General features: G+C 61.5%; 15 protein-coding genes. 9 read left to right on the top strand and 6 right to left on the bottom strand.

The annotated features are described in order from the left end of the window. The first annotated feature begins 43 nt into the window (after positions 1-43). The 5 genes from DFO48_RS19580 to DFO48_RS19560 all read left to right on the top strand — a co-directional run bounded on the left by DFO48_RS19580 (position 44) and on the right by DFO48_RS19560 (position 7,607). Complete coding sequence (locus tag DFO48_RS19580) at positions 44-1,861, top strand: glutamine--tRNA ligase/YqeY domain fusion protein (protein WP_114864513.1); 1,818 nt, start codon at positions 44-46, stop codon at positions 1,859-1,861. Between the two features lie 309 nt (positions 1,862-2,170). Then, positions 2,171-3,592: a YdgA family protein gene (locus DFO48_RS19575; RefSeq protein WP_114864512.1), complete on the top strand. Its 1,422-nt coding sequence runs from the start codon at positions 2,171-2,173 to the stop codon at positions 3,590-3,592. Between the two features lie 325 nt (positions 3,593-3,917). Continuing rightward, positions 3,918-5,858, top strand: coding sequence for a DUF3300 domain-containing protein (locus DFO48_RS19570; RefSeq protein WP_114864511.1), 1,941 nt, complete (start codon positions 3,918-3,920; stop codon positions 5,856-5,858). Between the two features lie 127 nt (positions 5,859-5,985). Further along, entirely contained in the window at positions 5,986-6,612 is a 627-nt protein-coding gene (locus tag DFO48_RS19565) for an FMN-binding negative transcriptional regulator (RefSeq protein WP_114864510.1), read from the top strand. Positions 6,613-6,725: 113 nt separating this feature from the next. Further along, complete coding sequence (locus tag DFO48_RS19560; RefSeq protein WP_114864509.1) at positions 6,726-7,607, top strand: M23 family metallopeptidase; 882 nt, start codon at positions 6,726-6,728, stop codon at positions 7,605-7,607. A gap of 111 nt (positions 7,608-7,718) precedes the next feature. Here the strand turns inward: DFO48_RS19560 and DFO48_RS19555 are convergent, their stop codons facing one another. Then, positions 7,719-8,177, bottom strand: coding sequence for a DUF2242 domain-containing protein (locus DFO48_RS19555; RefSeq protein ID WP_003077613.1), 459 nt, complete (start codon positions 8,175-8,177; stop codon positions 7,719-7,721). Positions 8,178-8,614: 437 nt separating this feature from the next. Between DFO48_RS19555 and DFO48_RS19550 the strand changes: the two genes are divergently transcribed. Next, entirely contained in the window at positions 8,615-9,436 is an 822-nt protein-coding gene (locus tag DFO48_RS19550; protein WP_003077615.1) for an META and DUF4377 domain-containing protein, read from the top strand. A 438-nt stretch (positions 9,437-9,874) separates the two neighbouring features. Here the strand turns inward: DFO48_RS19550 and DFO48_RS19545 are convergent, their stop codons facing one another. Beyond that, a complete protein-coding gene (locus tag DFO48_RS19545) occupies positions 9,875-10,222 on the bottom strand; it encodes a hypothetical protein (protein WP_003053278.1) in 348 nt (115 codons plus the stop codon). 344 nt (positions 10,223-10,566) lie between these two features. Between DFO48_RS19545 and DFO48_RS19540 the strand changes: the two genes are divergently transcribed. Beyond that, positions 10,567-11,871, top strand: a complete 1,305-nt coding sequence (locus DFO48_RS19540) for an MFS transporter (RefSeq protein ID WP_003077617.1) — start codon at positions 10,567-10,569, stop codon at positions 11,869-11,871. 91 nt (positions 11,872-11,962) lie between these two features. Here DFO48_RS19540 and DFO48_RS19535 read toward each other — a convergent pair whose 3' ends face one another. Together DFO48_RS19535 and rarD are read right to left on the bottom strand one after the other, a co-directional pair. Next, positions 11,963-12,958, bottom strand: coding sequence for a diaminopimelate dehydrogenase (locus DFO48_RS19535; protein ID WP_003077619.1), 996 nt, complete (start codon positions 12,956-12,958; stop codon positions 11,963-11,965). An 81-nt stretch (positions 12,959-13,039) separates the two neighbouring features. Then, entirely contained in the window at positions 13,040-13,930 is an 891-nt protein-coding gene (rarD, locus tag DFO48_RS19530) for an EamA family transporter RarD (protein WP_114864588.1), read from the bottom strand. 203 nt (positions 13,931-14,133) lie between these two features. Between rarD and DFO48_RS19525 the strand changes: the two genes are divergently transcribed. Continuing rightward, on the top strand, positions 14,134-14,904 hold the full coding sequence (locus DFO48_RS19525; RefSeq protein ID WP_003077624.1) for a pseudouridine synthase: 771 nt from the start codon (positions 14,134-14,136) through the stop codon (positions 14,902-14,904). 54 nt (positions 14,905-14,958) lie between these two features. Here the strand turns inward: DFO48_RS19525 and DFO48_RS19520 are convergent, their stop codons facing one another. Continuing rightward, positions 14,959-15,978, bottom strand: a complete 1,020-nt coding sequence (locus DFO48_RS19520; protein ID WP_003063891.1) for a DHH family phosphoesterase — start codon at positions 15,976-15,978, stop codon at positions 14,959-14,961. A gap of 338 nt (positions 15,979-16,316) precedes the next feature. Here DFO48_RS19520 and DFO48_RS19515 point away from each other — a divergent pair, with 338 nt between their 5' ends. Next, complete coding sequence (locus DFO48_RS19515) at positions 16,317-17,513, top strand: M20 aminoacylase family protein (protein WP_046461988.1); 1,197 nt, start codon at positions 16,317-16,319, stop codon at positions 17,511-17,513. Positions 17,514-17,578: 65 nt separating this feature from the next. Here the strand turns inward: DFO48_RS19515 and DFO48_RS19510 are convergent, their stop codons facing one another. After that, positions 17,579-19,864, bottom strand: coding sequence for a bifunctional diguanylate cyclase/phosphodiesterase (locus DFO48_RS19510; protein ID WP_114864508.1), 2,286 nt, complete (start codon positions 19,862-19,864; stop codon positions 17,579-17,581). Between the last annotated feature and the right edge of the window lie 153 nt (positions 19,865-20,017).

The raw sequence follows: 20,017 nt of genomic DNA, 5'->3' as shown, positions 1-20,017 counted from the left end.
GCAGATCGACATGAGGTCATGGCAGCCGGCCTAAAATGGTGCGATGAGCTCTGCTGACGCCTCCAAATCCAACGACTCCGCCTCCGAAGCGGTCAAGCCCACCAACTTCCTGCGCCAGATTATCGAATCGGATCTGGACAAGGGCACTTATGCCACCCGTCACTGGGGCGGCGCGCCCGGCGATGCCCAGCATCACCAGAGCGGCCAGGTCGACGAAGCCAAGATCCGCACCCGCTTTCCGCCAGAGCCCAACGGCTATCTTCACGTGGGCCACGCCAAGTCCATCTGCCTGAACTTCGGTCTGGCACGCGATTTCGGCGGCGTCTGCCATCTGCGCTTCGACGACACCAATCCGGAAAAGGAAGATCAGGAATATGTGGACGGCATCATCGATGCCGTGCGCTGGCTGGGCTTTGACTGGAAGGATGCCGACGGACACGAGAACCTCTATTTCGCCAGCAATTACTTCGACTTCATGTACCGCTGTGCGGTCTACCTGATCGAGCAAGGTCTGGCCTATGTGGACGAGCAGTCGGCCGACGAGATGAAGGCCAACCGCGGCGACTTCACCCGTCCCGGCGTGAACAGCCCCTTCCGCGACCGCTCCGTGGCCGAAAACCTGCAGCGCTTTGCCGACATGAAAGCCGGCAAGCTCGCCGATGGCGCTGCCGTGCTGCGCGCAAAGATCGACATGGCCGCACCCAATATCAATCTGCGCGACCCGGCCATCTATCGTGTGCGCCATGCCGAGCACCACAACACCGGCAACCAGTGGTGCATCTACCCGATGTATACCTTTGCGCACCCCATCGAGGATGCCTACGAGCACATCACCCACTCCATCTGCACACTGGAGTTCGAGGATCAGCGCCCTTTCTATGACTGGCTGCTGAACCACCTGCGCGAAGGCGGTCTGATCGATGCCCCCCAGCCCCGCCAGTACGAGTTCTCGCGCCTGAACCTGACCTATGTGATCACCAGCAAGCGCAAGCTCAAGCACTTGGTGGACAACCAGTTCGTCACAGGCTGGGACGACCCGCGCATGCCCACCGTGGTCGGCCTGCGCCGCCGCGGCTACACGCCTGAGTCCATTCGCAACTTCTGCGAACGCATCGGCGTGACCAAGGACTACGCCTGGATCGACTACGGCACGCTGGACGGCTGCCTGCGTGAAGATCTGGAAAACAAGGCACACCGCGCCATGGTCGTGCTGGACCCGGTCAAGCTCGAGCTCAGCAACTGGGCCGAGGTTTTTGGCAGCGCCGGACACCTGGAGGACTGCCACCTGCCCGCCCTGCCCCACGCTGCAGAAGGTGAAACCGTGCCGGAGCGTCGTTTCACCCTTGGCCGTGAAGTCTGGATCGAGCGCGAAGACTTTGCCGAAGTGCCGCCCAAGGGCTACAAGCGCCTGTTCCCCGGCAACAAGGTCCGTCTCAAGGGCGGCTATGTGATCGAATGCACGGGCGCCGAAAAGGATGCCGACGGCAATGTGACCAAGGTGCTGGCAACCGTGGTGCCCGACACCAAGAGCGGCACACCGGGCGCCGACAGCGTCAAGGTCAAGGCAGCCATCACCTGGGTGGGCGTGGCCGACGGCCTGCAGGCCGAAGTGCGCATGTACGACCGTCTGTTCACCGACCCGCAACCCGATGCCGGCGGCAAGGATTTCCTGAGCCTGTTGAACCCCGACAGCCTCAAGGTCGTCACCGCCTATGTGGAGCCTTCGCTCAAGGCGGCACAGGCTGATGACAAGTTCCAGTTCGAGCGCTTTGGCTACTTTGTGGCCGACCGCAAGGATCACCGCAGCGACAAGCCCGTGTTCAACAAGATCACCGGACTCAAGGACAGCTGGGGCAAGTAAACGCTCCAGTCGGTTTCAGCAAGGCTGCCAGGATTCACTGGCAGCCTTTTTTATTGCGCATACCGCTGCGGCATTTATTCCGAGAACAGCTATTCGGCTCTCCGACCGAGAAATGGATAGCACCCCTGAATCACGGTTACATATTGAAATGAATACCGTCGGTATTGATTTTCAATACTCGATAAACATTTGCATAAAATGTTCTGAAATTCAGAGCATTTGATTATTTTCTTTCTAGAATCCTGCTCACCACAACATTACCAATCCGCAATTCATTCGCGGATTTTTTATTTTCATCAAAGGTCAATAATGAACAGAAAAGCAGGAGCAGGCATTGCAGCGGCCGTCGCCGTGATCGTGGCAGGAACACTGGGCACCAGCTATTACATGGGCGGCAAGCTGCAGCAAAGCTTTACCGAAGGTCTGGACAAGTGGAGCGAGCATGGCGTGAAGATTCAGGTCACCAGCTATGACCGCGGTGCTTTTTCTTCCACTGCCAAAACGGTATGGACGCTGGACAGTGGCGACGAGCCCGTCCAGTTCACCGCAGAGCACAAGATCAGCCACGGACCGCTCCCCCTGGGCCATGCCGCCGAGATTCACACCAGCTTCAATCTGCCCGAGAATGCAGACCCGGAGCTGAAGACTGCGCTCAACGGCCGCTCTCCGCTGGAAGTCGACACCAAGGTCGGCTGGGGCCGCAGCAGCTCCAACGTCATGACATCGCCGGCCGTGAGCAGCAAGATCAAGGACAGCGAAATGAACTGGGGCGGCATGAAGATCGTCTGGGACATGCCCGCCGACATGAAGGCCGCCAAGGGCACGGGCAGCTTCGCCGGCCTGCAGTTCAAGGACGAGGAAGGCAGCGTGACGCTGGACAAGGCCGATATGCGTTTCGACATGAAGCAGCCCTCGGGCCAGCAGTTCTGGACCGGTCCGTTTGCCATGACGATTGCCAAGATTGCCGCCACCAAGCAGGAAGAGGAAGGCAAGAGCTCTGCCAGCCACTTCGAAGGCATCACCATGGATTCGGACACCATCCTCAAGGGCGAGGTCGTGGAAATGACGCTCAAGACCGGCATCAAGACCGCCAAACTCGAAGACAAGCAGGCTGACGACCTAGTGCTGGACATGGCGTTCAACAATGTCGATGCCAACTGGATCAACCAGGTTGTGGAAATGAGCAAGCGCAAGAACCCGCTGCTCGGTGCTGCTGGCGAAGCTGGGGACGGTGAGGACACCGACGAGCAGCAAAGCGGCGATCTGCGCGAGAAAATGCTCAAGTCGCTCACACAGGCCCTGGCTCGCCAGCCCGTGATCGAACTCAAACGCCTGTCCATGCGCACCCCCGATGGCGTGAGCGAATTCGCGGCTGCCATTCAATATCTGGGCGATGGCCAGAAGATGGGCACTCTGCTGCAGGACCTGAAGGTCAGCCTCAAGGCCGATATGCCCAAGCCCTTCATGGAAAACATGATGCTCTCGCGCAGGCGCTCCAGCCTGCTGGCCGTGTTTGAAGGCGAGAGCGAGTACAAGCCCGAAGATATCGAGGAAACCGCCAAGGCCCAGACTCAAGCCAGCCTTGACATGCTCAAGGAGCAAGGCATCTTCGAGGACAAGGACGGCAAGATGCGCACCGAGATCGTCTATGCCAAGGGTGAATTCCAGGTCAACGGCAAGCCGCTGGACGCCATGGGCACGAGCACACTCATGGGCACCATGACCGAATAATGTGACCGGCGTGCTACTTCACGGATAGCTCCAAGGCCTGCCTCGCGCAGGCCTTTTTCATGGGAGATAGTGCCCCGAGCTTGGTGACGCAGCCGAGAAGCTGCCCCTTGCATTTTTTGCCGTAAATTTTCACTATTTTTAGCATCAAAGCATTACTCAAACTGCAATAACAGCTATCAAAATTTGCCAGTTCCTCTCTGAGCACGGACTGCCGCCACACGCTTGATTTGCTTACAACACTCTGTCAACAACGGCTCAACACTGGCGTTAAAACAGCATCCGCCATAGCACCGTGACTTGCACTGTGCGGCGCAAGGAGCGTCAGATGTCGCATTTCCCCCGGACCCGGCCTGAGCAGCCGGAACAGCAGCCAAGCACGGTCGCCCGCCTATGGCACCCGAGCGTGATCGCCCTGGCCGCCGCCATGGCGCTGAGCGCCTGCAACGACAAGGATTCGCCGATCAAGGCGGACAGTGCGCCATCGGCCTTGGCACCGGCTGCCACGCCCGATGCCGCACAGCCTCAGCCCGCAGCCTATGTGCCACCCGATGCAGACGCGCTCTACCGGATGGTGGCGCCGATTGCGCTTTACCCGGACAAGCTGGTGGCCCAGATCCTGGCCGGTGCCACCTATCCAGACCAGATCAGCGCCGCCGAAACCTGGCTGGGGCAAAACCCCGGTCTGCAGAGGACGGCGCTGAGCAATGCCGTCAACGCCCAGAACTGGGACCCGTCCGTCAAATCATTGACCCAGTTTCCCAACGTGCTGGAACAGCTGGCCTCCAACCTGCCCTGGACCACGGCGCTAGGCAAGGCCTATTACAACGATCCCTCGGATGTGATGAACGCCATACAGGTCATGCGCAGCCGGGCCTACAAGGCCGGCACGCTCAAGACCTCCAGCCAGCTCAAGGTCAACCTGGCGTCCACGCCCGCCGCCGTGGCCTATACGCCAGGAGCCGTGGTCACACCGCTGCCCGACCCGGTCATAGAGCCACCGGAGCAGTTCATTGAAATCAGCCCCTCCCAGGTGGATACGGTCTACGTTCCTCAGTACGACCCGGCTGCGGTCTACGGTCAGCCGCTGCCCGTATATGGCGGCTACCGTTATGTGGAGGTGCCGCCTCCGGCTCCCGTGGCCGGCGTGCCCGTGATGGCCGGCCTGCTGGGCTTTGGCACCGCCATCGTGCTGGCCGGGTCCATGGACAGGCATCCGTCCTGGGGCTGGAATGCCTGGAATATGCACTGGGGCGATCCTGAAAGGCCCTGGCGTCACGGCGAGCGCCCCCCGCCCCCGCAGGCACGTCCGGCTGTGGTCTACAACAACACAACCTATATATCCCAGTCGCGAACCGTGGTGCAGAACATCCATCGCACGGACAACACCTACATCAACAACATCCATGAAAATGCCTCAGGCGAGCGCCGCGAGCCGGCCGGGCAGCCCCAGGCAGCAGGCGTGCTTACTGGGCATGGCACGATGGCAGCGAGCGCAGCAGCGGGCGCAGCCGTCGGTGCCGCCGCCCTCGCAGCCGGCGGCCATGTCCTGAACCAGCGCCAACCAGCATCAAGCCCCCTGGCGACACAGCCTCAGGGGCGGCCGGACTTTGCCCAGGGCCCCAGCCAGGCTCCAGGCGGGCCGCGCGCATCCAATGGCAATGCCTTGATGCAACCGCAAGCCCCACATGATCGCCATCCGCCGCAGGCACCACAGATGCAGGCTGCCATGACGGAGAAAGCCTTGCAGCAACGCCCACAGGAGCCAATGCAGCAAGCCCGCGAGCAACAGGAGCGACGGCAAGCCCAGATGCAGCAGATGCAACAGCAGCGGGCCCATGAGCAGGCCCAGCGCCAGCAGCAAATGCAGCAAGCCCGAGAGCAGCAGGAGCGCCAGCAGCAAATGCAGCAGCAAGCCCGTGAACAGCAAGAGCATCGGCAGCAAACCCAGATGCAACAGCAGCACGCCCAGGAGCAGGCCCAGCGCCAGCGGCAAATGCAGCAAGCCCGAGAGCAGCAGGAGCGCCAGCAGCAAGCCCAGATGCAACAGCAGCGCGCTCAGGAGCAAGCTCAGCGCCAGCAGCAAATGCAGCAGCAACAGGCCCGTGAACAACAGCAACGCCAGCAGCAAGCCCAGATGCAGCAACAACGGGCGCAGGAACAGGCCCAACGCCACCAGCAGGCTCAGCAGCACCAGGCCGAGCAACAGGCTCGCATGCAAGCGGCGCGCTCCGAGGGCCGCTCGCGCGGGGATCGAGAGCACCGCTGAAACGCCACTCGCCTTCGTGCCATGCCGCCTGCCATGCAGGCGGCTTCTCGGCGCGCAGCCTGCATGACGGTATAAACAAGCTCATAAAAGCTCATTCGTTTTTGCACCACTCATTGCAGCAGCCTTCATGTACAACCCCAGCCATTTCAAGGTCGACGACCCCACCGCCCTGCATGCCCTGATCCAGGCTCACCCGCTGGGTTGCCTGGTCACCCAGTCCGATGCGGGGCTGGATGCCAATCACCTGCCATTCGAGTTGCTGCAGGACGAGGATGGCATGCTGCGACTGATCGCCCACGTGGCACGCGCCAATCCTGTGTGGCAGCAGATCCGGGACGACAACTCCGTGCTGGTGATCTTCCGTGCCGAGCAGGCCTATATCTCTCCCAGCTGGTATCCCAGCAAGCACGAGACCCACGAGCAGGTGCCGACCTGGAACTACCGTGTGGTCCACGCGCACGGCCGCATCAGCGTGCGCGACGATGAAAAGTTCGTGCGCGGCGTGGTGGGCCGGCTCACCCGCCGCCACGAGGCCAGCAACAATGCCGAAGCCCCATGGAAGATGAGCGACGCTCCGCCCGACTACCTGCAACGCATGCTCGGCGCCATCGTGGGCCTGGAAATTACTGTCGACCGCCTGGAAGCCAAGTTCAAGCTGAGCCAGAACAAGCAGCAGCGCGACCGGCTTGGTGCAGTCCAGGCCCTGGAGCAGCGGGAACAGCTGGACCTGGCCCGGAGCATGCGCCGGCCCTGATCACGCAGCCGGTCTTCAAGGGCTGGCCAGCGTAAAGCTCACATGTCTGTATCGCCTTTAGCTCCGCTATCGATAGCAATGCAGCACAATGCCTGCACAACCCGATAAGCACCATGCCGACCGAAACCCTCACCAGCCCCTCTCTCCCGCCCGAACGCCGTCGCCTGCTGCAATGGATGGCACAAACAGCGCTGTTTGCCGCCGCACCGGCCTGGGCGGCACGCAGCGCCAGCTCGGACGGCGCGCTCTGGCCGCAGGACAGCAGGGTTCCCGGCGGCGTCGCACGCCTGTCGCTGGGCCCGGCTTCCGCACGCCCCCTGGTCACGGCCGCAGAAGCCGAGGTTCTGGTGGTGGGCGACATGATCGAATGGACCGCAATCGTGGGCATACCGCTTGCCACCGCACCGGGCGAGCAGAGCATTGGCGTGAAGACCGATGGCCGCTTGCGAAGCATGAGCTATACGGTGCGCGACAAACAGTATGTGGAGCAGCGCCTCAAGGTCTCGCCCAAGACGGTGGATCTGTCTGCCGAAGACAATGCCCGCTACGAACGCGAGGCCGCCCACCTGAAGACCGTGATGGCCACCTTCACCGAGCCGCCGCCTTCCGGCAGCCTGCACATGCGCGTGCCGGTGCCGGGCCGCCGCTCCAGCAGCTTCGGCCTGCGTCGTGTCTTCAACGGCCAGTCGCGCAATCCGCACAGCGGCATGGACATTGCCGCCCCCACCGGAACGCCGGTGCGCGCACCTCTGCCGGGCAAGGTGATCGATGTGGGCGACTACTTCTTCAACGGCGGCACGGTCTGGCTGGACCATGGCGGCGGCCTGCTGACCATGTACTGCCACCTGAGCCAGGTGGACTGCAAGCCGGGCGATCAGTTGCAGACAGGCGATGCCTTCTGCAAGGTCGGAGCCACTGGCCGCGTGACCGGCCCCCACCTGCACTGGAGCGTGATGCTGAACCGCGCCATGGTGGACCCGGCGCTGTTCATCTGAACGGATCTCGCAGACTAAAAAGCGGCTCGCAGAGCCGCTTTTTAGTTCTTGCTACCAGATCAGAATCGCAAGCGCCCACCTACCATGCGCTGCAGACTGGTGTGCTCAAAACTATGGTGCATCCTGATCCTGCTTCAGATAGTTTTCCACCAGCTCGAAAAAGCTGTCGTAGAAGCTGCGTTTGGAAACGGTCTCGCTGCCCACCTTGACCAGCGAATCGTTGCTGGAAGAAAACGGCAGCGACAGCGACCCCAGAGCGCTCACCCCCACGCTGGCCGAGGTTGCGCTTTTCTTGAGCGAATAGCGATCCTGCAGCGCCGTCGCAAAGCCCAGGCTGACCAGGCCGTCGCTGGTCTGCGGCACGCAGACCACGCGGAAATTGATTTCCAGATTGGTCTCCGTATTGGGCTGGAAGTTCTTGCGCCCCTCTATCAGCTCCTGCGTCCTGGCCGTGGCGATATAACCCTGACTCAACAAGGCTCGGCGCGCGGCCTCGCAAGTCTGTGCCGGTGTCGCATCAAAGCCGCGGGAAAACGTGGAACTGGAATCGAAGGTCTCCTGGACCGGCATATGCTGAGGTGCGGTTGCCGAGCATGCCCCCAGCAAACCTGCCAATATGCCCACAGAACCCAGCCGCCCCCAATTCAGCCCAAACAAAGCAACACCACCTAAGCGCACAGAAACTCCTTGATGCCTGGGCCATAGTCTCTTCATGGCCCGAACCTTTGAAGCGTAGCAGCTTGGCAAAGACTAATTTGACGAAGCGCTGTCTAGTTGTACGGATTTTTTCGATCTTTACAGGGGCTTCACGCCCGAGCAGCACATCAGATTTCCCCGCCCGTCAGCGTGCAGCATTTGTTGACACTCTGAGGTTGTCGAAGCGCAAAACAACTGCAACGTTGGGTTAAGGTCAGATAAAACCCGCAGGGAACTGATATGGTCAACAGAGACTCTGCTTCTGCTGACACGGTTTGCCGTATTCCTCTATTCCACCTTAAGGAAACCCTATGAAATTTCGCTGGACCTGGTGCCTTCCCCTTGTTGCTTCCATGACGCTTGCCGCCTGCGGTACGACAAGCGGCGGCGGTGCAAGCAAGCCCGGCCCTACAGGCCCCGCAGGCGATGCCGCGTCGCTGACCGCCTATCACTGGAAACTGCAGCAGGCCTACACACCGGCTGGCAATGAGGACCAGAGCTGGTTTCTGGGCTCCAGCCAGGCACCTATCGAGCTGGACTTCGTGGACCAGCGCGTCGTCGTCAAGAATCTGTGCAATGTCATCTCGTCGGCCTACACCGTTGAAGGCCAGCGCATCAATCTGCAGCGCGGCATGAGCACCCTGCGTGCCTGCAATGACAACCAGCTGATGATGCTGGAGCAGAAGGTAGCGCGCATTCTGCCCACCGCCAAGCAGTGGAACGTGCAGCTCGGCGGCTCCACTACCGAACAGCCTCGCCTGACGCTGCAGTTCATTGATGGCACTCGCTGGCAGCTCAACGGCAAGCCCACCGCCCAGACCCAATACGGCGGTGCGCCCGAACGCATATTTCTCGAGGTCGGCCCCGAGCGCAAGGCCTGTAGTGCAGGTGCAGGCCGCCATCAGTGTCTACAGGTGCGCGAGATCCGCTACGGCGACAACGGCGTCAAGACCTATACCGGCCAGTGGGAGAACTTCTACAGCGAGATTGAAGGCTACAAGCACGAAGCCGGTGTGAGCAATGTGCTGCGCATCAACCGCTTCAAGCGCCAAAATGTTCCCGCCGATGCTTCAAGCTATGTCTATGTGCTGGACATGGTGGTGTCCTCGGCCATCGCTGACAAGCGCAAGTAAGCCAGCGCTCAGGCATTGAAAAAGCCGGCCCAGGTGCCGGCTTTTCTATTTTCATGCGTACATTCAATGCCGATGTTTCACGCACCTCGCTCCATCCATCAGATTCGTTGCCAGAGGACGTTTTTCTTTTGGCAGTAACTACTTAGGGAATGTTTTCTGAACGCAGCAGTTCGGAAAACAGGATTGCAGGTTATGCCCAGCGTCTGTGGAACCGCCTGTGGACAAGCCTCGGGAAAACAGGGCCAGGCCGCACAGGCATTGACTTCTGGCCCTGCGATCAAAAAATACGCAGGGATGGTTGAGCCTGCGATGTTTCACGGAGAAAAAAGCCGACACCTTTGGGATGTCGGCAAGAGAGGAAAGTCACTGACCTCACACACACAAATCATGGAGCTGGCTCTTACCCCCGCTCCATGCCCTGGGCAAGAGCCGACAGATTCAACGCAGACGGAAACGGCCTTCCACAAACATGGAGGAACGATGGCCGCTTTCACACTGGTTGTCAGCGTAGGACCAGAAAGCCTGAACTGTGCCCTTGGCCGAGTCTATGACCTGGCTGACCGTGAAGCCGGTTTTCTCGATCCAGTTCAAAAAATGCAGATGGTCGCTCAGTTGCAGATAGCTGAGGTTCTCGCAGCCCTCGGAAATATGTCCTTGCGAGTCCACCACGCGCCAGCGCATCTGACCGCTAGCGGTGTAGCGGACTTGGGCCTGGCTGTCCGGGAATTCAATGACTGCTTCGCGGCCCAGAAGAGTTCCTGCGTATTGCATCGAAAGCATGGACATGATGTGACTCCTTGAAAGAAAGCTTCGCTATTCATAACGCAAAACCATTTGTGTGAAGCTATGATGAATCGACACTGTTTTTTTGCGTGTGGGAAAGTGACTCATGCCTTCGTCGGTAAACATTTTTTGACAAACAAGGCTTCTCTCCTTCATGGCATGAAGGTCAATCCGCAGCCTGCTTGCAGGATATGAACCGCAACAGAAGTGGACGCTCAGGACGGCCACAGGCACTGCAGAAAACAAGGCGATCGCGCATACTCGACCCTCTGACATTTCAGGTCGCCAAGGCAGGAAGTCGGCCCAGGCCAACTCCCGCCTCCCCAGCCGCACTCACGGATCTCACCTTGTCCACCCCCGCCACCTCTGCAGCGCCTCAGGCCTCCACCATCCCGCCATTGCGCGATCCCGCTTTTGTCAATTTCGTGCTGGCACGCATGCTTGCCATGTTTGCCCAGCAGATGCAGGCCGTGGTGGTGGCCTGGCAGGTGTACGACATCACGCGCGAGCCGCTGTCTCTGGCCTATGTCGGGCTGGCGCAGTTCCTGCCCATGGCTGGTCTGCTGATTCCCGCAGGCGATCTCAGCGACCGTATGAGCCGCAAGCGCCTGCTCGGCATCAGTTGGCTGGTGGCCGCGGTCTGCTCAGGCCTGCTGTGGCTGCTGGCCGAGAGCGGCGCACACAATGTGCACTGGATTTATGCAGTGCTGGTGCTGTTTGGCTGCAGTCGCGCCTTCAGCGGTCCGGCGCTGCAAAGCCTGCTGCCGCAGATCGTAGCCCGCGAGCAACTGGCCCAGGCCCTGGCCACCAACAGCATGCTGATGCGTATCTCGGCGATTGCTGCTCCCGTGCTGGGCGGCCTGCTGTATGCGCTCGGTGGCGGCGTGCTGACCTATGCGGTCTGCGGCGTCGCTCTGCTTCTGGGCGCAGGCCTGCTGAGCCAGGTCCCCGTGCACTTTGCCAGCCCCAGGATCGTCACTGACGTGCAAACAACCATGTGGCAACGCTTTGCCGAAGGTCTGCATTTCATGCGCACCCGCCCCATCATCCTTGGCACCATCTCGCTCGATCTGTTTGCGGTACTGCTGGGCGGCGTTGTGGCCCTGCTGCCCGTCTATGCGCATGAAGTGCTTCAGGTAGGTCCGCAAGGCCTGGGCCTGCTGCGCTCCTCCATGGCTGCGGGAGAGGTCTGCATGGGCCTGTGGCTGGCATCGCGCCCCATCAACCGCCGCGTGGGCAAGGTGATGTTTGCTGCCGTAGCAGTGTTCGGACTGGCCAATCTGGTGTTTGCACTCTCGCACTGGTTTGTACTGTCCATGCTGGCACTGGCCGTGGCCGGTGCAGCCGATATGGTCAGCGTCTATATTCGCGGCGCATTGGTGCAGTTTTCCACGCCCGACCATATGCGCGGCCGCGTGAATGCGGTGAACATGCTGTTCATCGGCTCCTCCAATGAGCTGGGCGAGTTCCGCGCAGGCAGCAGCGCCTCATGGTTCGGCGCAGTTCCCGCTGCCATTCTGGGCAGCCTGTGCACGCTGGGCGTGGTGGGCGGCTGGATGACGCTGTTCAAACCTCTGCGCGATGTGGACAGGCTCGAAGATGCGGCACGCGTGAGCGGCCTCGAATCCCCGCAACCACTTGAAAATCAATAGCTGCCAAACATCTGGCAATTGGCGCTGCAGCCCGTTTCGACACAAAAAAGCCTCGCAGACTCTGCGAGGCTTTTTGCTGCTGGCGACTGATTTACAGCAGCTCGGCACGCAGTTGTTCGGCGCTCTTGGGCGACAGCAGGCCAGGAGCCACATCAAACACGGTCTTGCAGCCATGCTGGCCGGCCTGGGCCAGGCGATGCACGGCGCGGGCATAGGCCACAAGCACGCTGGAAGTGAACTCGGGGTTGCTGTCCAGCTGCAGGCGATATTCGATGACCTGCTTGTTCTCTGCACTGGTGTTGCCGCTGCGGATCACAAAGCCGCCATGGGGCATGGAAGAGTGATCACGGGCCAGCTCTTGGGCACTGATGAAGTGGACCGTGGTGTCGTACTGGTCGAAGTAGTGAGGCATTTCCACAATGGTCTTGCGCACGGCTTCGGCGTCGGCGCCATCCTTGAGCACCACATGACATTCACGCTGGTGCTTCTCGCGAGTGGACAGCTCAGGGCGCACGCCGGAGCGCACCTTGTTGACGGCCTCCTCCACAGGGATGGTGTACTGCACGCCGCCGGCCACGCCTTCCACACGGCGGATGGCGTCGGAATGCCCCTGGCTCAGGCCCTTGCCCCAGAAGGTGTAGGTAGCGCCGTCAGGCAGCAGGGCTTCACCCAGCACGCGGTTGATGGAGAACATGCCCGGGTCCCAGCCGGCCGAGATCAGGGCCGTGCACTGCCCCCCCTGAGCGGCCTTGTCCACATTGGCAAAGTGTTCGGGGATGCGGGCATGGGTGTCAAAGCTGTCGACCAGACTGAAATGGGCCGCCAGCTCGGGCGCCTGCCTGGGCAAATCGTCCTTGGAGCCGCCGCAGAGAATCAGCACATCGACCTGACCTTTGTGCGACAGCAAAACATCCATGGAATGCACCGGCGTACCTGCATTCAGGGGCTGGAGCTGGGAAGGGTCGCGACGGGTGTAAATCCCCTTGAGCTGCATATCGGGGTTCTTGGCGACAGCAGCTTCCACGCCGCGGCCCAGATTGCCGTAACCGACGATAGCAACGCGGATAGGGGATGGGGTCGATGCCATGACGAGCAATTCCTTCAAACAAAACAAAACTTCAATTATTGTCCTTTGATGCACCAACTTGGGGCTGGAACTGCAGCCATCTCAGTCCGATGTGTGTGAACGCCCACGCCATGAATGCCGCAAACCGTCGCCGATCAGCAGACCCACGGCGGCAAAGATCAGCGCATAGCTCAGTTGCTGCTGTGGCTCCATGCTCTCGCCCAGCAGCCAGGCCACCACGACCAGCAGGGCCGGCTCCACATAGGACAGCAGACCGAACAGGCCCAGCGGCAGCCAGCGACTGGCAATCATGTACAGCGCCAGCGCCACGGCGCTGACGACGCCCAGCAAGGGCAGCAGGGCCCATAACGTCGGATAACCCGCCACCAGAGGCCAGCTGCCGGGCACGCGCAGCGTGAAGCCGACGGCCACCGGCACCAGCAAGGCCATGTCGATCCAGTGACCGGCCAGGGTATCGGTCTGCAGCCAGCGGCGCAGCGAGAAATACACCGTGTAACCCAGCGCCACCACCCAGGTCTCCCAGGACATGCCGCCGGCCTGCCAGAGCTCATGCGCCACGCCCGCAGCCGCCAAGAGCGTAGCCAGGCTCTGGCCGGGCGTCAGGCGCTCGGCAAACAGCACACGCCCGGCCACGACCATCACCAGCGGCAGCAGAAAATAGCCCAGCGACACCGGCAACGCACGCCCGTTCATGGGTGCCCACATGAAAATCCATAGCTGCACGCCCAGCAGCGCCGAGCTCAGCACCAGCAGCATTCCAAACCGTGGCTGGGCCAGGGCTCTCGCCAGCAAGTCGCGTACCGCCGCAACCTCCTTGAGAGCGAACAGCAGGGCAGTGGTAAAGGGCAGCGTCACCAGCACGCGCCAGCCAAAGATCTGCTCGCCATCGAGCGGGGCAAGAAAAGGCGAGAGGTAATACAGCGAAGCGAACAGCACGGACGCCAGGACCGAAACCACCACGCCCTTGAACATCACAGACACAAGATCAAGCCTCCAAATGGCTGCCAGCATTGATCCGTCAAGAGCTGGCAGCTACTCCAAAAAAAATGAGCCGACGTAGAGCGGCCCGCACCCATTTTCGGCCACGAAGCGGTCTGTCAGCAGGCAGGCCCTGGTCAGCAAAGCTTTGCGCTGTGCGCTAGAGTGCGGCTCGCCCTCCTCTGTCTGCCTTTCACATGCCCGATACCGCCCTGCCCGACGGCTCTTCTGCCAATCCGCCTTTGCACATACTCTGGCAGGATGAGCATATGGTTGTGGTCTACAAACCCGCTGGCTGGCTGGTGCATCGCACGGGCCTGGACGCGCACGAGACCCGCTTTGTCATGCAGACGCTGCGCGACCAGCTGGGTCGCCATGTCTGGCCCGTGCACCGGCTGGACAAGGGCACTTGCGGCGTGCTGGTCATGGCATTGCACAAGGACGCAGCCCAGGCCCTGGCGGCGAGCTTTGCAGCCCATGAAACCCGCAAGGAATATCGGGCCCTGGTGCGCGGCTGGCTGCCCGAAATAGTGGAAGTAGATCACCCACTCAAGCCCGACGATGCGCCCGAGGATGCCCCGGTGCAGGAGGCGCACACGCGCCTGCGCTGTCTGGCACGCCTGTCCTGGCCCGAAAGCTATGACGGCCGGCACCCCGAGACCCGCATCAGCCTGGTCGAAGCCCTGCCCACTACAGGCCGCCGACACCAGATCCGCCGCCACCTCAAGCATGTGGCCCACCCCATCATCGGTGACGCCACCCACGGCAAGGGACCGCTGAACCGCTGGTGGGCCGAGCGCCTGGGTCAGCAACGACTATGGCTTCATGCCAGAGCGCTGGAGATTGCCCACCCCGTGAGCGGGCAGCCCATGCGCTTCGAGGCCGACTGGTCCAGCCTGACTCAGCTGCAGGAAGCGCGGGACTGGCAAAAGCTGCTGGCGCTGCCGGGCTGGCAATCCAAAGCATAAGAAACAGCTGTCAGCGCTTGTATCTCAAGCGCTGACAGCTATGATTTTCTTGAATTACGCCGACTTTGGCGTTGCGCGAATCCACTTGCCCTCTTCGTCGAACTGCAGGCCCGGTGCGGCCGCAAACTCGTATTGCGCTTCGGGCTCGGCCTTGAGTTCACCCTGCAGCAGTTCCACCAGACGCTCGTTGCCCATCTTGAAGCCACAGGCCTGGGCATGGCCGCCGCCGCCAAAGCTCTCTGCCAGAGGAATGCAATTGAACTCCGAGCGCGAGCGCAGGCCCACCTTGGTGCCCTTGTGATTGGCATGCCACATCAGGGCAAAGCTGCCACTCTGGCGCGCCAGCAAATCGCCCACCTGGCTGTGGAACATGCCCGGGCAGTTAACCATCAGGCCCTGCCTGCCGTTGAAGACCAGCACCTGGGCGCCGTCGGCAATATCGGCGCAAAGCTTCTGGAATTTCTCGTCCATGGCACCCCCACGGGCCATGTAGACCGTTTCCTGCTCGGGCGTGAAGGCTGCAATCTCGGCCCAGCGCTCAAAGCTGCGCACGGGCTCCATGTCCAGAGCCGCGAGAAACGCCGCACTTTCGGGGAATTCCCATTTCCAGATATCGCGGTCCTCGATGTAGCGGATCAGACCGGGCACAGGCTTGTCGGCCTGGAAAAACTCCCAGGCCAGACGCGCGCCGGACTTGCTCATATCGAAATGCACTACGCCGCACTGGCACTGGTAGCCGCTGAGTTTCTCGGCTGCGCTCTTGTGATGGTCCAGCACCACGAGCTTGGCCACGCGCGACTCGATCTCGGCCATCAACGTGGGCTCGAAGGCAAAGTCCAGCACATAGACGGCACGACCGGCCAGATCGCCCAGGTCGTCGGCTGTCTGGATCTCGCCGTGATCCAGACCGCGAAACTCGGCCTGACCTTCATAGAACAGCCAAGCCGCCAGCGCCGCGCCGAAGCCGTCGGGGCAGCGGCGGCCGTGGTAGAGGATGAGGGGCTTGGGATCGTTGCGATCGGGGCGCACCAGCAACTGCTGGAACAGGGAAATTTTGGCGTTCTGTGCGGTCATAACTTGGTATTTTCGCCGTTTGCGCCGGAGCGAGGCGACACACGGGCATTGCGGGCTCACGACTGACTGCTGCCGTGGCGGGTGTTTCGCCCTGCAAGACACGGCCTGCAGGGCTCATCGGGCCGCCTGCAAGAGCTCTCACGCCTGGTAAGTCACCGCTTGCTTTTTCCTCGGTTAGCACAAGCGCTGAAATCCCTGATTTCGGTATCTACCTAAGCCCCCACTCTCCGCATACGCCTATGATGGGGGTCTTGCTATTGAAATGCTGCGGTCACCGGCAGGCCCGCAACGCTTGCCTGCCACGACAGTTACAGCACTGGGTGCTCCGCGGCCCCTGTATGCGATCTACACCCGATATCACTCCTCACCTCGGTACGCTGCTCAGTTTTCGCCGCGACCTGCACGCCAATCCTGAGCTCAAATACGAAGAGCACCGCACCGGCGACAAGGTCGCCGCATACCTCACGGCCCTGGGTCTGACCGTGCATCGTGGCCTGGGCCAGACTGGCATCGTCGCCAGCATCTACGGCAAGGGCCGAAGCAAGGACAACCCCGGCCGCAGCATCGGCATCCGCGCCGACATGGATGCCCTGCCCGTCACGGAAATCAACACCTTCGGGCACATCAGCCAGAACAAGGGTCGCATGCATGCCTGCGGCCACGACGGCCACACCACCATGCTGCTGGGCGCAGCCACCACCTTGGCTCAGCAGCCCGACTTTGACGGCACAGTCCACCTGATCTTCCAGCCAGCCGAAGAAGGAGGCGCTGGCGCCAAGGCCATGATGGATGACGGCCTGTTCGACAAATTTCCCTGTGAAGCTGTGTTTGCGCTGCACAACTGGCCATCGCTGCCGGCAGGTCAAATGGCGGTGCGCGTTGGCCCCATCATGGCCTCCACCCTGCGCTTTCAGATCAGAGTCCACGGCAAGGGCGGCCATGCGGCCATGCCCCACACGACGCTGGACCCGATTCCCGTGGCCTGTGCCATCGTCAGCCAGTTGCAGACCCTGGTCTCGCGCAGCACCGATCCGCTGGACTCGGCAGTGCTCACTGTGGGCAAGATCACCAGCGGCACCGTGGAAAACATCATTCCCGATGACGCCATCATCGCCGGCACCGTGCGTACCCTGAAGAAGGAGACGCGCGAGATGTTTGTCGAAGGCCTCAAGCGCATCAGCAGCCATGTGGCAGCCGCCCATCTGTGCACGGCCGAGTTCACGCTGCGCCCCGGCGCCTACCCCAACACCACCAACCACGCCCGCGAAGCCAAGTTCATGGCCGCCGTGATGCGTGAAGTGGTCGGCGATGACAACGCCTTTGACGATGTGCTGCCCGCCATGACCTCCGAGGACTTCGGCTTCATGCTGGAGGCCGTCCCCGGCGCCTATGGCTGGATTGGCAATGCCAAGGGCGACCAGCCCGGCGTGAGCCTGCACAATCCGGCCTACGACTTCAACGATGACAACATCGGTCGCGGCTCGAGGTTCTGGGATCTGCTGGCACGTCGCTATTTTGAGCAGCCTGCCGCCTGACGACAGCCAACAACTACGCTATTCATAGCTGAAAGCCCTCAACCAGCAATGGTTGTGGGCTTTTTTCATATCTTGTCGGTGGCATCGGGCTCGCCCAATACCTCGACCAGCCAACGCTGCTGCGGCAGGGGCATACCGAGCAGCATGCCCTGCAGCACGATATCAGGGTTCCACTGCGTCAACTGCAGCGCCTGCTCGGACAGCTCCACGCCTTCGGCCACCACGCGCAGTTGCAAGCGGCGCGCCACCAGCAACATGGCTTCCACCAGAGCTGCATCTTTTTCGGAACGATGGCTGCCGCTGACAAAGCTTCTGTCGATCTTGAGCTCCTGAATCGGCAGGTGCTGCAGGCTGTACATGCTGGAATAGCCGGTCCCGAAGTCATCGAGAGAAATCTCTATGCCCAGGCCGCGCAGTGCCAGCATGCGCCGCCGCGCCTGATCCAGATCCCGTAGCAAGGTGCCTTCGGTGATCTCCAGTGTCAGCTGGCGCGAATTGGCACCGGTTTCCCTCAAGACCTTGTCCAGCGAGGCCATGAAGTCGTCATGCGCAAACTGCTGGGCGCTGACGTTGACCGACAGACGCAGTCCGCGCTCTGCCATGGCCGGTCTCGCCAGCAGCGTACAGGCCTGACGCAGCACCCAGTCACCCAGACGCACGATGAGTTCGGACTCCTCGGCCACCGGGATGAACTCTCCCGGACTGACCAGCCCCCATTCCGGATGCTGCCAGCGCACCAGTGCCTCTGCCCCCACACAGCGACCGCGCGCATCGGTCTGGCTCTGCAGATAAAGGCGCAGCTCGCCCTGTGAGATGCCGTGGTACAGATCCCTGGCAATGCGCACGCGCCGATACACATCCTGGGCCATGCGCGGCTCGAACAGCACCACGCTGCCCGGACCGCCCAGCTTGGCCTCATGCAAGGCCACGCTGGCAAAGCGCAGCACGTCATGACTGTTGCCGCCTTTGATGGCCGGCTCCAGCACTGCACCACCGATGCAGCAGCTGACAAACTCGGTTTCCACCCAGCTGTTGAGGGAAAAGGGCTTTTGCAAGGCCTTCTTCAAGGTCTGCGCGTACTGCTGCAGCTGCTCCTCCACGCCCTGGGCATGCTTGTGCAGACTATCGAAGACGATAGCAAACTCCGCAGCCGCGATACGCGCAATCCAGGCATCGTCAGGCAGCACCTCGACCAGTCTGGCCCCCATGGCCTGCACCAGCTCGTCGCTGTGCTGCATGCCATGCACATCGTTGAAGACGGAAAAGCGATCTACATCCAGCAGCAGCAAGCCATGGCTGGCATCCTGCCGAACCAGGGCCAGCTCGCGCAGATGCAAGGTCAGCGAATGGCGGTTGGGCAGCCCTGTGAGCGAGTCCAGATAGACCAGGTCGTGGATACGTCGCTCGGCCAGAACGCGCTCGGAGAGATCGCGCTTGAGCTCCACATAATTGACGACCTCTCCCTGAGGCGTGCGAATCGGCGTCACCAGCACCGACTCCCGCAAGGCCTCACCCTTGCTCGTGCGATTGGTCATCTCGCCACGCCATAGCGTTCCCTTGGCCAGTTGCTTGAGCGCACGCTGGCGGTGACTGCGGTCCATGCCCATGGTGGACACCAGCTCGGTAGATTGGCCAATCACCTGCTCACGCGCATAGCCCGAGCGCAGCAGAAAGGCCTCGTTGACATAGATGACCTTCAGTTCGGGATCGGTGATGACGATGCTCTCGGGGTTCTGCTCGACCGCCCGATAGAACTTGCGCAACTCGTTCTGGCTGGCCTCCAGTGCGGCCAGCATCTCCTGGCTTTTCTGCACACGCCGCCCCAGGCTGGCTCTTGCCTGCAAGCAAATGATGAGCACCAGCATCATCATGCCCAGCAAATGAACCATCGCCAGCAGATGCTCGGCTGCCGAGAGAGTCGCAAACGGAGTGCCGATATGAGGAGCCAGCCACCATAGGGCGGCAACGACGATGGAGGACAGCCCCAGCATCGTGAGGGCGGCACGCGTGCCCTGCACCCAGAGCGCAACAGCCAACCAGGCAGGAAATGCCATCACTCCCGGCCCATAGAGCCCTCCCATGTGCCAGACCCAGAACAAGCTCAACAGCCAGTTGCCCCAGACAAAGCAGGACACGGCCCAGACCCACTGCCTGGCCTTGGCCAGGCCCATGCACAGCAGCGAAAGCAGCATGACGCCGCCGGACAGCGCCAGATCCCAGTCGTCCATCGCCGGGGTCAGCAACCAGACCAGACTCATCGCGGCGCCCAGGAGCCACATCCAGAGACAGCCCAGCCACACCATGCGGCGCATGGGCAACCGGTATCTGGTCTCGACGAAATGACGCTGCATGCAAGCCCTTTGGCATTCAGACTGAATGATGAATGCTAGGGGCAGTTGCCAATTAGTTCAATCGCCCAGGCAAGTCTGATTCAGAAAATCTGCACGCAAGGCCCGCCTGCCCAGTGCCACCTGCCTGCGCCGCCCAGGGGCCGGGCGTTAGTC

It is taken from the genome of Comamonas sp. AG1104 (genome assembly GCF_003350425.1).
Taxonomy (GTDB): Bacteria; Pseudomonadota; Gammaproteobacteria; order Burkholderiales; family Burkholderiaceae_C; genus Comamonas; species Comamonas testosteroni.
This window is presented reverse-complemented; position numbering and strand designations above follow the sequence as displayed.

Excerpts from the sequence above, each read along its gene's own strand:
- DFO48_RS19520 (WP_003063891.1), bottom strand. The coding sequence starts at position 15,978 with ATGACCGCACAGAACGCCAAAATTTCCCTGTTCCAGCAGTTGCTGGTG.
- rarD (WP_114864588.1), bottom strand. The coding sequence starts at position 13,930 with ATGTTCAAGGGCGTGGTGGTTTCGGTCCTGGCGTCCGTGCTGTTCGCT.
- DFO48_RS19545 (WP_003053278.1), bottom strand. The coding sequence starts at position 10,222 with ATGTCCATGCTTTCGATGCAATACGCAGGAACTCTTCTGGGCCGCGAA.
- DFO48_RS19570 (WP_114864511.1), top strand. The coding sequence starts at position 3,918 with ATGTCGCATTTCCCCCGGACCCGGCCTGAGCAGCCGGAACAGCAGCCA.
- DFO48_RS19525 (WP_003077624.1), top strand. The coding sequence starts at position 14,134 with ATGCCCGATACCGCCCTGCCCGACGGCTCTTCTGCCAATCCGCCTTTG.
- DFO48_RS19535 (WP_003077619.1), bottom strand. The coding sequence starts at position 12,958 with ATGGCATCGACCCCATCCCCTATCCGCGTTGCTATCGTCGGTTACGGC.
- DFO48_RS19580 (WP_114864513.1), top strand. The coding sequence starts at position 44 with ATGAGCTCTGCTGACGCCTCCAAATCCAACGACTCCGCCTCCGAAGCG.
- DFO48_RS19560 (WP_114864509.1), top strand. The coding sequence starts at position 6,726 with ATGCCGACCGAAACCCTCACCAGCCCCTCTCTCCCGCCCGAACGCCGT.
- DFO48_RS19510 (WP_114864508.1), bottom strand. The coding sequence starts at position 19,864 with ATGCAGCGTCATTTCGTCGAGACCAGATACCGGTTGCCCATGCGCCGC.
- DFO48_RS19550 (WP_003077615.1), top strand. The coding sequence starts at position 8,615 with ATGAAATTTCGCTGGACCTGGTGCCTTCCCCTTGTTGCTTCCATGACG.
- DFO48_RS19555 (WP_003077613.1), bottom strand. The coding sequence starts at position 8,177 with ATGCCGGTCCAGGAGACCTTCGATTCCAGTTCCACGTTTTCCCGCGGC.
- DFO48_RS19575 (WP_114864512.1), top strand. The coding sequence starts at position 2,171 with ATGAACAGAAAAGCAGGAGCAGGCATTGCAGCGGCCGTCGCCGTGATC.
- DFO48_RS19515 (WP_046461988.1), top strand. The coding sequence starts at position 16,317 with ATGCGATCTACACCCGATATCACTCCTCACCTCGGTACGCTGCTCAGT.
- DFO48_RS19565 (WP_114864510.1), top strand. The coding sequence starts at position 5,986 with ATGTACAACCCCAGCCATTTCAAGGTCGACGACCCCACCGCCCTGCAT.